General features: G+C 63.0%; 10 protein-coding genes. 4 read left to right on the top strand and 6 right to left on the bottom strand.

The window, feature by feature from the left end; all coding sequences use genetic code 11:
• Nucleotides 1–53 precede the first annotated feature (53 nt).
• Nucleotides 54–989, top strand: coding sequence for a TIM44-like domain-containing protein (locus tag Q0K12_RS07745; protein WP_297261687.1), 936 nt, complete (start codon nucleotides 54–56; stop codon nucleotides 987–989).
• A gap of 106 nt (nucleotides 990–1095) precedes the next feature.
• Nucleotides 1096–1491, top strand: coding sequence for a PaaI family thioesterase (locus tag Q0K12_RS07740; RefSeq protein ID WP_297261685.1), 396 nt, complete (start codon nucleotides 1096–1098; stop codon nucleotides 1489–1491).
• A gap of 482 nt (nucleotides 1492–1973) precedes the next feature.
• Here Q0K12_RS07740 and Q0K12_RS07735 read toward each other — a convergent pair whose 3' ends face one another.
• The 3 genes from Q0K12_RS07735 to Q0K12_RS07725 all read right to left on the bottom strand — a co-directional run bounded on the left by Q0K12_RS07735 (nucleotide 1974) and on the right by Q0K12_RS07725 (nucleotide 5442).
• A complete protein-coding gene (locus Q0K12_RS07735; RefSeq protein ID WP_297261683.1) occupies nucleotides 1974–2990 on the bottom strand; it encodes a bifunctional methionine sulfoxide reductase B/A protein in 1017 nt (338 codons plus the stop codon).
• A gap of 72 nt (nucleotides 2991–3062) precedes the next feature.
• Entirely contained in the window at nucleotides 3063–4049 is a 987-nt protein-coding gene (gene galE / locus Q0K12_RS07730; RefSeq protein ID WP_297261681.1) for a UDP-glucose 4-epimerase GalE, read from the bottom strand.
• 220 nt (nucleotides 4050–4269) lie between these two features.
• Nucleotides 4270–5442, bottom strand: coding sequence for an MltA domain-containing protein (locus Q0K12_RS07725; RefSeq protein WP_297261679.1), 1173 nt, complete (start codon nucleotides 5440–5442; stop codon nucleotides 4270–4272).
• On the opposite strand from Q0K12_RS07725, the gene Q0K12_RS07720 reads away from it, so the two are divergent.
• Nucleotides 5437–5871, top strand: a complete 435-nt coding sequence (locus Q0K12_RS07720; RefSeq protein ID WP_297261677.1) for a thioesterase family protein — start codon at nucleotides 5437–5439, stop codon at nucleotides 5869–5871. The two genes, Q0K12_RS07725 and Q0K12_RS07720, sit on opposite strands and share 6 nt — an antisense overlap.
• A gap of 139 nt (nucleotides 5872–6010) precedes the next feature.
• On the opposite strand, the gene Q0K12_RS07715 is transcribed toward Q0K12_RS07720, so the two are convergent.
• Nucleotides 6011–6613: a translation initiation factor IF-2 gene (locus Q0K12_RS07715; RefSeq protein WP_297261675.1), complete on the bottom strand. Its 603-nt coding sequence runs from the start codon at nucleotides 6611–6613 to the stop codon at nucleotides 6011–6013.
• A 362-nt stretch (nucleotides 6614–6975) separates the two neighbouring features.
• On the opposite strand from Q0K12_RS07715, the gene Q0K12_RS07710 reads away from it, so the two are divergent.
• The gene (locus Q0K12_RS07710; RefSeq protein ID WP_297261673.1) at nucleotides 6976–9039 is read left to right on the top strand and encodes an elongation factor G; all 2064 of its coding nucleotides are present in this window, start codon (nucleotides 6976–6978) and stop codon (nucleotides 9037–9039) included.
• 578 nt (nucleotides 9040–9617) lie between these two features.
• Here Q0K12_RS07710 and Q0K12_RS07705 read toward each other — a convergent pair.
• Together Q0K12_RS07705 and phoU are read right to left on the bottom strand one after the other, a co-directional pair.
• Nucleotides 9618–11048 carry a DnaA/Hda family protein gene (locus Q0K12_RS07705; RefSeq protein WP_297261671.1) on the bottom strand — a complete coding sequence of 477 codons (1431 nt, stop codon included), beginning with the start codon at nucleotides 11046–11048 and terminating at the stop codon, nucleotides 9618–9620.
• Nucleotides 11049–11524: 476 nt separating this feature from the next.
• Entirely contained in the window at nucleotides 11525–12211 is a 687-nt protein-coding gene (gene phoU, locus Q0K12_RS07700; protein WP_297261669.1) for a phosphate signaling complex protein PhoU, read from the bottom strand.
• Nucleotides 12212–12465: the final 254 nt, after the last annotated feature.

Raw genomic sequence — 12465 nt, 5'->3', positions numbered from 1 at the left:
ACATATCCACATGACGTCGCCAGACGTCGTCCAACCCCCTCAGGGAGTCAACCATGTCTTTCAAAGCTCTTGTCACCGCCTTCTTTCTCCTTTTTGCCTCCTGTGCCGTCGTCATGCCCGATATGGCGGAAGCCGCCCGCATGGGCGGCGGGCGCTCCTTCGGGAGCCGTCCCGCCATGCGCAGTCCGGCCGCGCCGCCTGCCAGCACCATGCAGCGGCAGGCCCAGACCAATGCGGCCCAGCGCCAAAATGCCGTGGGGCAGCCCAACCGTGGTTTCCTGGGCGGCATGGGCGGCATCGTCGGCGGTCTGCTGGCCGGTACGCTCCTGGGCTCTCTGCTGTCCGGCGGCGGCTTTTCCGGCGGCGGCCTGCTGGACATCCTGATCCTCGGCCTGGTGATCTACCTTGCCTACCGCTTCCTTATCCGGCGCCGTGCCGGGTCTCCGGCTCCGTCTCCCGCCGCTGCCGCCGGGGCCGATGGCGGCATGGTGCAGACGCCTTTCCCCCAGAATGCGTCAGCCAGCCAGTATGCCGACGTCTCGTCCGGCTCCGACTCCGCCCAGGCCTGGGGCGGCTTGAGCGGCGGCGCAGCCGCTCAGGCTCAGGGCCCGCAGATCCCTGCCGGCTTTGATACCGAGGAGTTCCTGCAGGGAGCCAAGCTTGCCTACAATCGTCTGCAGGCCTCCTGGGACAAGCGCGACCTCAACGACATCGCGCAATTCGCCACGCCAGCCGTGCTGGACGCACTGCGGGAACAGCTTGCTGAGGACCCCAACCCCAGCCGTACGGAGATCATCCTCGTCAATGCCCAGTTGCTGGAAGTGACGGAAGACGGCACGGACGAACGCGCGCAAGTGTACTTTGACGTGCTGCTGCGTGAGGATCCCCAGCAGCAGACGCCGTCCAACGCCCGTGAGATCTGGCACTTCGTCCGCGCTCGCACCAACGGGACGTGGAAGCTGGACGGCATCCAGCAAGTTGTCGGCTAACCTTTCCCTGGCCTGATTTTTCGGCAGACCGCCGCGGCGGTCTGCCTTTTTCATGGCGGCGGCACTTCCCGCCGCGCCTTTGCGAACTCCATCTTCGAGGATACCCATGACCAACTATGTAGCCAAACATGACAAACTCGTGCGCCACCTCGGCATGACCATCGAGGAAGCCAGCCGCGAATACGCCCGTGTCAGCATGCCCATCACGGAGAACAACAAGAACGGCATGGGGGTTGCCCACGGCGGCGCCATCTTCGCGCTGGCCGACGTGGCCTTTGGCGCGGCGGCCAATGCGGGGCAGGTCCACGGCGTGGTCAGCCTCAACTCCACCATCGAATTCCTGCGGCCGGGCACTGCGAGTCCCCTTAAGGCCGAGGCTCACCTTGTGCGCAAGGGAGCCCATATCCAGAGCTATAATGTGGAAGTGCGCGACGCCAACGAACAGCTCATCGCCCGCTGCATGGCCACCGGCTTCCAGACGGACGTCCCGCTCCCCGAATAGACGCCTTTCCCCTTCGTTCACGCGAAAAGCCCGGTTGACCGGGCTTTTCGCATTTAGGGCCTGTTGCCACTATCCGTTTCTTGTTTGGAGGCGAAGGGGAACCCCATCCCTTCTCCTGCGCGTTTTTTCTGGGGAAGAGTCAGGGACACGAGGCAACCCGCCCTCAAAAGCAAATGGTTTGAAACGCCAAACGTTTCAAACTGAAATGCTCCAAGTGGAACGTACGCGCGACAAGACGCCGGAGGATGGCTCCTCCGGCGTCTTGTCGATTTGCGGCCTTGCGTCAGCGCCACACAGCTTTTCCGGCAACCTCCGTACTTTTGTCCGGCCGTGGGCCGTGTCTTCCCTGTCGTCAGTCCGGGAAAACTCGGCCCTTGCAGTCGTCCATGCCTGCCGCCGGAAATGACCGCTGGCCGCTGTGCGAGGTGACACAGCGGCCAGCGGGGCAGCGTCGGGAGACTCCCCTCCCCGCAACGCTTTGCCTATTCCGCCCGCTGCTCGAAGCGCTTGACCGGCAGGTGGCAGCCGCCCCGGCCCGTACGGGCGGTGAAGTTCTGGTGGTAGGCTTCCGCTTCGTAGAACGGGCCCGCCTTTTCCAGAGTGGTCACCACCTTGTAGCCCAGCTTCTTCAACTCGTCGATGAGGTGTTCGGCAATGAACTTTTCACTGCCCGACGCATAGAAGACCGCCGAGCGATATTGCGTGCCCACGTCCGGCCCCTGCCGGTTCAGCTGGGTCGGATCGTGGACCTCAAAAAAGCGGCGCAGGATCTGCTCATAGCTGATCTTGGACGGATCATAGCGGATGAGCACCGCCTCCGCATGTCCGGTCCGGCCGGTGCTGACCTGCTCGTAGCTGGGCGAGGGCACGGTGCCGCCCGTGTAGCCGGAAACGGCCTCGATGACGCCGGGCAGCTTCTCGAAAGCGTCTTCCACACCCCAGAAGCAGCCCCCGGCCACGATGGCCGTGGCGGTCAGCCCCGCCGCCTGCCGGCGGGCAAAGGCTTCCTTTTCCGCCTCGCTGCCCTTTTCCGCAAAGGCCATGCTTACGGAATTGACGCAGTGTCGCGTATTCTTTTCGGTAAAGCCCTCGCCCTCGAACACATGGCCAAGGTGGCCGTTGCAGTGGGCACAGACGATCTCCGTACGTTGCCCGTCAGGATCGGGCAAGCGCCGTACCGCGCCGGGCAGTTCGGCATCAAAGCTCGGCCAGCCGCAGCCGGAATCGAACTTGTCCTCGCTGCTGTAGAGCGGCATGCCGCACTGACGGCAGATATAGGTGCCCGGATCGCCCTGATGGTTGAACTTGCCGCTGAAGGGCGGCTCCGTCGCCTTGTTCAGGATCACCGCCGCTTCCTGCTTGTTCAGGGGCGGCATGGCAGAGTTTTGCATGGTCGCCTCCGCATTGCGTGTCTTGGTGAAGGTCAGGCCGATGAGCAACAGCGCAAACACCGTCACCACCAGCAGGGGGATATCCTTGAAAAGAGAAGGTAATTTCATACCATTCTCCTAGGTTTTTATAACCATAAAAAAGGTCTTGCTGTTTGGCAAGACCTTTATCAGGAGTTTTTCCTATTTTTTATAGCCGGCGGGATGCCGGCTGTGCCAACGCCAGGCCGAAGCGATGATCTCTTCCACGCCCTGCCGCGGCTGCCAGCCGAGCACGTCCCCCGCCTTGCGGGAAGAGGCCACCAGCCGTGCGGGATCGCCCGGGCGGCGCGCTCCCACCACCACCGGCAGAGGGCGGCCGGTGACACGGCGGGCCGTTTCGATCATCTGTCGCACGGAAAAGCCCTGCTCGCTGCCCAGATTGAACACGTCGCTTTGGCCGCCCGCTTCCAGGTGCCGCAGCGCCAGCGTATGCGCCTCGATCAGATCCTCCACGCCCACATAGTCGCGGATACAGGTGCCGTCCGGCGTATCGTAGTCGTCGCCGAAAATGGTGATATGCGGCCGCCGGCCCAGCGGCACCTGCAGGATGAGCGGGATGAGATGGCTTTCCGGCCGGTGGTCCTCGCCGATGGACCCGTCCGCCGCCGCGCCGCCCACGTTGAAGTAGCGCAGGGAGACGTAGCGCAGGCCGTGCGCAGCGGCCGCCCAGCGCATCATGCTCTCCATGATGCGCTTGCTCTCGCCGTAGGGATTGCCGGGACGCAACGGGGCCTCCTCGGTGATGGGCACGCTGTCCGGCTCGCCGTAGACCGCGGCCGAGGAGGAAAAGACGATGCGCTCCACACCGTGGCGGACCATGGCTTCCAGCAGCACCTGCATCCCGTGCACATTGTTGCTGAAGTACTGCAGCGGAAGCTGCATGCTCTCGCCCACCAGCGAACTGGCGGCAAAATGCAGCACGCTCTCCACCGTATGGCGCGCAAAAATGGCGTCCAGTACGGCCGGATCGCGCATGTCGCCCTCGACGAAGGGCACGTCCGCGGGCAGAGACTGACGGTGCCCTGTCCGCAGGCTATCCAGCACGACCACTTCGCGGCCCTGCTCGCGCAAGGCGCGCACGGCATGCGAGCCGATGTAGCCCGCGCCGCCGCAAATCAAAACGGCCATACCTCTCCTCCCTGCCCGCGGCGCACGACACGCCGCGGCGCTCCCCCCTGTCTGCTCCGCCGTGGCTGGGCGGACCAGAACATTTTCAATTTGAAACGCTTTGCGCTTCAAACCATACGGCTTGACGTTTCGCGACAAAAGCGCAGTTTTTCCGCTTGGTTTGGGCCGGGCGGCGCTGTGCCGTCGCCTCGCGTCGCAGCTTTTTCAAAGATAGAACGCTCTACCGCGCCACCAGCACCCAGGCCGGGCCGTGCGCGTCAAGATGGCTGGCCACATAGTTGGCCCGATCGCCGCCGCCGCAGAAGATGTCTATACGGTTGCGCTTGATGGCCCCGCCCACGTCCTGCGCGAAGCCTATGCCCCGCAGCGGGATGATGCCGAAATCCGGGTCGGGCGCGTTGACGCCGTAAGCCACCACCGCGCCCAGCGGGATGTACTTGCGGTCCGTGGCCAGGGAGAGCCAGTCGTCCACCACCTGCCCCATAGCGCCCGTGGGGCCGCGGTTGCCGAAGCGGAAAAAGACGTAGCTGGGATTCTCATGCAGGATCTCGTTCACGCGCTGCGGATTGTTCTTGAACCATTCGCGCTGCTCGAAGATATGGCCTTCCTTCAGGAGGCCCTTTTCCCGCATGATGCGGCCGGAGCTCTTGTACTTGTGGCCGTTCTGTCCGGCATAGTTCACGAAGGCCTGCGTGCCGTCGTCGAAGATGAGCCGCCCGGACCCCTGTATCTCCAAAAAGAAGACGTCCACGGGATCGGCCGCCCAGGCCAGTTCCAGCCCCTTGCCGGCCAGCACCTGCTTTTCCTCGATGGTACGGCGGTCGTAATAACGGCCCCGGTTGCGCCGCTTCACGGCGGCCAGATCCGGCGGCAGCTTGTAGATGGCCTGCGGATAGCCGGGCTTGGCCGTACGGCTGGCCCGCACATAGGGCTCGTAATAGCCGGAATAATCTATGCCGTTGGGCACGGCCTTCCAGGTGAAATTGGCCAGGAAAAGCCCCGGCTCGGCATCCAGGCGCGGCAGCAGGGCGTCCAGCCGTTCCAGCGTACGCCGCATCTCGCCCCAGGTCAGCTTGAGCCCGGGCCGGTTGACGGCCAGCGCCCCCTGCGGCTTGCTCTTGACATAGCGCAGAGACTTCCGCACCGTAGGCGCCATCTCGCGCCATGACGTGAGATCCTGATTGCGCGGATCCAGCCAGCGGACGAATTCCTGCGGCGCTTCCGCCGTCACCGCCGGACCGAGAGGCCGCCAGCGCGGGGCCTCCACCCTGACGTCCGACGATTTCCCGGCGCAGGCGCACAAAAGCGTCAGCGCCAGCAGAAGACCACAGCGCACAAGCGCAAACAACGACGCTCGCAGGGGCTTTGCCTGCGAAGGAGCAATGGCGTGCATACCAACTTTCCTGCTTCCGATGTCTGGCTGTCGCACCGCATCTCCTACGGGGAAACCGACACCATGGGAGTTTTATACTATGCGGAGTATCTCCACATCTTCGAACGGGCCCGCAGCGAATATATCCGCTGTCGGGGCATGAGCTACAGCGAGGTCGAGGCGCGCGGCATCCTGCTGCCGGTACGCGAAGCCCGCTGCCGTTACCGGGCCCCGGCCCGCTATGACGACCTCGTGCAGGTGCACGCGGGCATCAGCGAATGGGGGCGCGCGTCGCTCGTCTTTGTATATGAGATGTGGAATGAGGACAAGTCCGCCCTGCTGGCCACCGGCAGCACCCAGCATGCGCTGGTCAACCGGGAGGGCCGCCCGATGGCTGTGCCGGACTGGTTCAAGGCGCTTTTTTACCTTCCCGCCGCGGATCCGGCTTAGGTCCTGTCACCAGTGCTTGCCGTTTGCTTGAGGGCAAGCGGAATGTGCGGCTAATTTCCTGTATCCAGGGAATACTGTGTAAAGCTTCAGTGGGAGTCTTTTCCGTGTGGAACGCAAAACGTTCTCCACGAAAAAACCTCTATTGTCCCGGCAGGCCCCGCTTGACGGCGGGCCTGCCCTGCGCCAGCCGGGCCACCGCGGCGGACATATGATGCCGGTGCGCCAGCTGGGCCTTTCCGCGCGGAGGCGCAAAACGGCGGGCAAACTGCGGCAGTTCCTCCGCCTCTTTTTCGTACCCGCGCAGGATGTGATCCAGATGCTGCATGGCCGAAGCCACATCGTGGAAATCGGCGTCGCGCCGGCAACCGCGCACCTGCCAGACCGCGTGCCCCTGGATGCGCTTGTGCAGGGAGCGCAACGACGTCTCCTGCATGGCCAGCGCCAGGCTGAGTTCCCCTTCCGGCAGATGCAGCACCAGACGGCGGCCCTCCACCTCCACGGGGCAGGCCTCGCGCCCCGGCGTCAGCCGCAGCAGATCCCGCACGGCGGCCGTGGTGACGTCCATGTGCTCCTCGCTGCTCATATTGCGCATGTCTTCGGCGATCTTGCGTTCCTCGCCCGCGATGCGCTCCCGCATGCGTTCCGAGCTGCGCTCCAGCGAGCCGATGCCGCGCCGCATGATGCGAAAACTGAAGATCAGGCCCACGAGCACGATAAAGGCCCCGGCAGCCAGCACAACCATGTTTGCCTCCCCAGATGGCACATCCTATCCACATATAGTCATCTTTCCCTCTCTTTCTGTCAAGATATCCATATCCGCGGGGGGACTTCCCTTTTTTTGGGCGACGCGCTATGGTTAAAAAAGGAGTAAAACCATGCTGGGCCGATTTTGAGGCAAGGCGACGGTCATCCGCGGCGTCACACCACGCCATTCCCGAATGTTTCGGGAGATACGCCGTACCGTCTTGCCTGTCTCCCGCCCGAAGGACGGCGCGGAGCATCCATCGGCCCAGGCTGTCGGGCATGCAGCCGGAGACGCGCCATGCCCCTATCGGCTGAGGTCCTTCCGGCTCCGTGCCACACTGATTACTAAGGGAGTTTTCTATGTCCAACCCGGTAGATGCTCAACGCACGTTCGCTCTCGTCGGCACCGGCGGGTGCGGCAAAACCTCGCTGGCGGAAATGCTTCTCTTCACCACGGGCGCCATCTCGCGGATGGGCGCCATTGAGGAAGGGACCACCAGCCTTGACTATGAGCCCGAAGAAGTCCGCCGCCGCGGCTCCATACAGCCCGCCGTCGCCACCTGGACGTGGAACAAGAACCGGCATTTCCTGCTCGACATTCCCGGCGACGGCAACTTTACCGGGGACATGGAATATCTGCTCAAGGGCGTGGACAGTGCGCTCTTTGTGCTCGACGCCGTGGACGGCGTGCGCCCCCTGACCAAAAAACTCTGGTCGGCCGTCCGTGAGGAAAAGCTGCCCGCCCTCTTCGTCATCAACAAGTTGGACCGCGACCGCGCCGACTTCTCCATGGCTTTCGACAGTCTGAGCTCGCTGGGCGTCAAGCCGGTGGCCCTGCACTATCCCCTGCGCGAAGGCGAAGCCTTCACGGGCTATGTGGACGTGCTCACCGGCAAGGCCTGGAAATTCGGCCCGGACGGCGCCGCCACCCCCGTCGCCCTGCCTGACGCCGTAGCCGACGACGTGGCCCTGCTGCGGGACGTTGCCGTGGAGAACATCGCGGAAAGCGATGAAGCCCTCATGGAAAAATACCTCGAAGAAGGCAGCCTGACCGACGACGATCTGCGTACCGGCCTGCGCAGCGGCGTGCTGCGCGGCGACCTGACGCCCGTGCTCGTCTGCTCCGCGCTGGAGAACAAGGGCGGCGCCGCCATCCTGGACGCCGTGCAGACCCTGCTGCCCTCCCCGCTGGAACGTCCGCCCTTCGTGGACGCCGAAGGCAACGAACGCGCCCCCTCCCCCGATGAACCGCTGGCCGCCTTTGTCTTCAAGACCCTGGCCGACCCCTTCACCGGGCAGCTCTCCTTCCTGCGCATCCTCTCCGGCACCATCGACGGCGACGCCACCGTCAAGAATACCCGCAGCGAAGAAAACGAACGCCTCGGCAACCTGCTCTACATGGTGGGCAAGAACCAGACCCCCTGCAAGGATGTGGTGGGCCCCGGCGCCATCATCGCCGTCGCCAAGCTGAAGAATACCCGCACCGGCGACACCCTGTGTGACGAAAAGGCCCCCTTCACCCTGCCCGCGCCCGAACTGCCGCCGCAGCTCATCACCTACGCCCTCTCGCCCAAGGAAAAGGGCGACGAAGACAAGGTCTATGCCGCCATCCAGCGCCTGCTTGACGAAGACATCACCCTCAAGCTCGGCCGGGACGAAGAAACAGGCGACATCCTCCTTTCCGGCATGGGTCAGCTCCACATCGAGCTTTCCGTGGAAAAGGCCCGTCGCCGCTTCAAGGTGGACATCATCCTCAAGACCCCCAAGGTCCCCTACCGTGAGACCGTGCGTGGCAAATGCCAGGTGCAGGGCCGCCATAAGAAGCAGTCCGGCGGCCGCGGCCAGTTCGGCGACTGCTGGATTGAACTGGAAGGCCTGCCGCGCGGCTCCGGCTACGTGTTCGAGGACGCCATCGTCGGCGGCGTCATCCCCCGCCAGTACATCCCCGCCATCGACAAGGGCATCCAGGAGGCGGCCGCCCGTGGCTTCCTCGCCGGCTGCCAGGTGGTGGACTTCCGCGTCAAGGTCTATGACGGCAGCTACCACACCGTGGACTCCTCGGAAATGGCCTTCAAGGTCGCCGGTTCGCTGGCCTTCAAAAAGGCTATGGAAAGCCTCAAGCCCGTGCTCCTCGAGCCTGTCGTCCTGCTGACCGTCTCCGTGCCGGACGAAAACATGGGCGACGTCATCGGCGACCTCTCCTCCCGCCGCGGCAAGGTACTCGGCTCCGACTCCCGCGCCGGCGTGACCGAGATCAAGGCCCACGTCCCCATGAGCGAAGTGCTGCGCTACGCCCCCGACCTGCGCTCCATGACCGGCGGTCAGGGCTTCTTTACCATGGAATTCGCCCACTACGAAGAAGCGCCGCAGCCCATCGCCGACCGCGTCATCGCCGAATACCAGGAACATAACGGACAGGAATAAAACCTGTCCCTGAACGACAACCCAAAAAACGCGGCCCGCTCCGGCAGGCAGCGTTTTTTGTCGTATTGCGGGGGATTTGATACGGGGGGAAGGAAGGGGACTTTTTTGCAAAAAAGTCCCCTTCCTTCCCCCCGCGCCCCCCATCCATCCTGCAAAAAACCTTACTCTGGAAGATGACAGGCTGACGTTTCCCGGAAGGCCGTCTCTCGACCGCTTGTCCCCCGGCAGCGCCATGAAGCATTTTCCGCCTGGAACGCTGTGCGTTTCACACCATACGGCCTGTCGTTTCGCGGAAAAAAACGCGGTTTTCCCGCTTGGTTTGGACCGAGCGGCGCTATGCTGCCGCCTCGCGTTTTACCTTTTCAAAGCTAAAACGCTCTTGCTCCTGCAAACTCGGGATATTTACCGTCATGCCGCCGGGGGACCTGCGGTCGAAGGGCGGGACAGGGCGTCACGACGCCTTGCCGGCCTCCCCGGCAGAGTTTTTGAGGGGAAAAGGGGGCGTGGGGGAAAGGGGGAACTTTTTGCAAAAAGTTCCCCCTTTCCCCCACAAAAAACCTTCCGACAAAAAAGTAGGCCTAAACGGCACGCGCAGCAGCGGTCAGGCCGGCGTTGCGTTCGATGAGGTCAAGGGCGCGGGCGATCTGGCGGCCTTTGCTGCTTTCGCGGGCGAGTTCGCGTTCCAGACTGGTGATGCCCTTGATGACGGAGGAGTGAGTACGATTGAGGCGGTCCCCGATCTCGGCCAGGGACAGGTCGGTATGCTTGCGGGCCAGATAGAAGATGGTATTGCGGCCCATGACGCACTCCTGACGGCGGGAGCGGGATTCGAGCTGACGCAGGCTCAGACCGTAGATCTTGCAGACGAGCGCCACGATGTCGTCCCAGTCCGGGACGGTCTCGGCCCCGGCGAACTGCTGGAGCACTTCCAGCGCCATTTCCGGGCTGATGCGCTTGTGCAGCAGGCGGGCCTTGAAGGCCAGATTGTTGAGACAGGCTTCCAGCTGGCGAATATCGCCGTTCAGGCGGCCCGCCAGCAGTTCGCCCACCTCGTCAGGCAGCATGACCTGGAAGCTGCGCGCCTTGCGCTGCAAGATCTCCCGCCGCATCTCCTGCGTGGGGCGCTCCATGGGGGCCAGGATGCCGGCGGAGAGGTGGGACACGAGCTGACTGTCCAGCCGTGAGAGCTCGCGCGGTGTGAAGGTACTGGTGAAGATGGCCCTGCCGCCACGGCTCTGCAGGCTTTTCACCAGATTGAGCACCATTTCCTGGATCTTTTCCTTGCCCTGCAGGAAATGCACGTCTTCCAGCAGGAGGACGTCCCACTGGTGCATCTGCTCGCGGAAGCTTTCCACATCGCGCTGGCGCACGGCCTGCACGAAACGGGAGGTCAGCTCCTCGGCGGTCAGGTAGCCCACACGGGCGCCCTCGCCTTCCTGCTGCAGGGTCAGGCCCACGGCCTGCGCCAAATGGGTCTTGCCCAGACCAGGCGCGGAACTGACGAAGAGCGTCTCCACGAAGCCGTCGGCCTTGCAGACGTCCCGCGCGGCGGCCACGGCCATCTCGTTGCTGCTGCCGACCACAAAGTCATCAAAGCTGAAGCGGAAGCGCGGACGGGCCTTGGGCATGGGGGCGAGCCCCAGCGGCAGCATGCCCTGCTGCGCAGTCATGGCGGCGGGCATATCCGGCACGGAAACAGACGACGCCTGCACGGCGCTGCCGGACTGTGCGGAAAGGGACGGCGCGGGGGCGGCCGTCGTGACGGCTGCCTGAGCGGCAAATTCCAGCGTCAGGGCGGCGGGTTCGCATTCAAGAACAGCGGCAGCGGCTTCCCGGATCAGAGGCTCGAACTGTTCGCGCAGACGGCGGGCCGCAAAGGCAGACACCGTGGAGAGACGGAGCGTCGTCCCCTCGATGCACGCCTGCACAGGAGCCACCCAGACCTTGTAGGGGCCGGGTTCCATAAGATTTTCAAGGATTCCTCGTATCTTCTGCCATTGTTCCTGCATGGGGCTTCTATACCCGAAGGCCCAAAACGGGAGCAATGAGAAGAAAACAGGCAGATATGCCCAAAGGCTTTTTTGCCCTTCCCCAAGCCTTATTTTTATAACACATTATTTTTACATATTTTTTCTTTTTTTCACATTCCCCCCCGTATGCCTGAAAAGCTTGAAAAACCAGCATGGGGAGGGGGCCAGACGTTTTTTTCCACAAAAACATGTGCCAAGATATACACAAAGAGCATTTTGTTTTTCTCGATTATTTTCATTTTTTCTTCATTTTTCTTGTCATCCTCGATAAAGCAGGGCCGCCCTGCCTCTGCGCTTGTCAAGGGGGATGAAAAAAAATCTCATTTTTTTCTAGAGAATTGCCTTTTCTTTTCCCCCTTCCGGTCATGCCGTCCGCAAAACAAAAAGGGCGGCACAAGGCCGCCCGAAAAGGAGAGCAAGAGGAAAGCAAAAAGAAAGCGCGACGCGCCGTACCGTCAGGAATCGCGGCAGGCGTCGCCACCGTGTTTGAGGCTCTGCCCCTGGGTGATGAAGTGCACATGTTCCGCCACATTGACGGCCCGACGCCAGATGCGGGACAGGCTGTGCACCACGAGGATATAATGCATGACCCAGTGCGGATCGGTCCCCGGCTGGGAGGTGAGGCGCTCCATGAGACGATGCAGGACCAGCACCTCGCTCTGCACGGCGTCGTCATCCTCATCCCGCATGCGCAGGGCCACCTCACCGTCGTTGCCGCGGAAAGCCTCCTCGGCCATTTCAAACGCCGCACGGGTACGGCGCAGCATCTGGCGCAGCTCTTCCGGCATCTCGGGCCGCTGCCCCAGATCCTGCAGGAGGATGGCCTGCTCGGCTATGCTGACGGCCTCATCTCCGATGCGCTCCAGATCGGCGACCATGCGGAGCGCCCCCACCACGAAACGCAGATCGCAGGCCACGGGCTGGGTGCGGGCCAGCAGGCACAGGGCCTGCTCGTCGATCTCGTCTTCCAGATCGTCTATGACGTTATCCCCATCGATGACGGCCGCCGCGCGGGCCGGGCTCCTTTCGTCGAGCGCGCGAAAGCTTTCATCAAGCGCGATGCCGACCGCGGCGCTCATGACCAGCAGACGGGTACGCAGGCCGGCAATGGCCTGTCCGGGAAACTGTTCCTGATGTCTCATGGAAAAAACCTCCTGACGAGCGGGCTTCCGGTAAGCGGTCCCACCCGCAAAATGACTGTCTCTGCAAGGCGTGGCCCTTGAAAAATAACGCGCCACTCCCCTCTCCGCCCTTTCTCTCCCATGAGCGGATTCGCATGGAAATTGTGTCCAATTTCCATGCTGACGCTGCCCTCACACACGGAAAAAGCGTGGTTTTTCCGTGTGTTCGGTTGCGGGTAGTCGCTCTCGCGACTACCAGAGCAATCCACATTTTC

Source organism: uncultured Desulfovibrio sp. (assembly GCF_944324525.1).
GTDB lineage: Bacteria > Desulfobacterota > Desulfovibrionia > Desulfovibrionales > Desulfovibrionaceae > Desulfovibrio.
Note: the sequence above shows the minus strand (reverse complement) of the source record. Positions and strands in the feature narration are given on the sequence as shown.

What these genes read in the sequence shown, in the direction of transcription:
- Q0K12_RS07745 (WP_297261687.1), top strand. Translation starts at nt 54, where the DNA reads ATGTCTTTCAAAGCTCTTGTCACCGCCTTCTTTCTCCTTTTTGCCTCC.
- Q0K12_RS07740 (WP_297261685.1), top strand. Translation starts at nt 1,096, where the DNA reads ATGACCAACTATGTAGCCAAACATGACAAACTCGTGCGCCACCTCGGC.
- Q0K12_RS07735 (WP_297261683.1), bottom strand. Translation starts at nt 2,990, where the DNA reads ATGAAATTACCTTCTCTTTTCAAGGATATCCCCCTGCTGGTGGTGACG.
- galE (WP_297261681.1), bottom strand. Translation starts at nt 4,049, where the DNA reads ATGGCCGTTTTGATTTGCGGCGGCGCGGGCTACATCGGCTCGCATGCC.
- Q0K12_RS07725 (WP_297261679.1), bottom strand. Translation starts at nt 5,442, where the DNA reads ATGCACGCCATTGCTCCTTCGCAGGCAAAGCCCCTGCGAGCGTCGTTG.
- Q0K12_RS07715 (WP_297261675.1), bottom strand. Translation starts at nt 6,613, where the DNA reads ATGGTTGTGCTGGCTGCCGGGGCCTTTATCGTGCTCGTGGGCCTGATC.
- Q0K12_RS07710 (WP_297261673.1), top strand. Translation starts at nt 6,976, where the DNA reads ATGTCCAACCCGGTAGATGCTCAACGCACGTTCGCTCTCGTCGGCACC.
- Q0K12_RS07705 (WP_297261671.1), bottom strand. Translation starts at nt 11,048, where the DNA reads ATGCAGGAACAATGGCAGAAGATACGAGGAATCCTTGAAAATCTTATG.
- phoU (WP_297261669.1), bottom strand. Translation starts at nt 12,211, where the DNA reads ATGAGACATCAGGAACAGTTTCCCGGACAGGCCATTGCCGGCCTGCGT.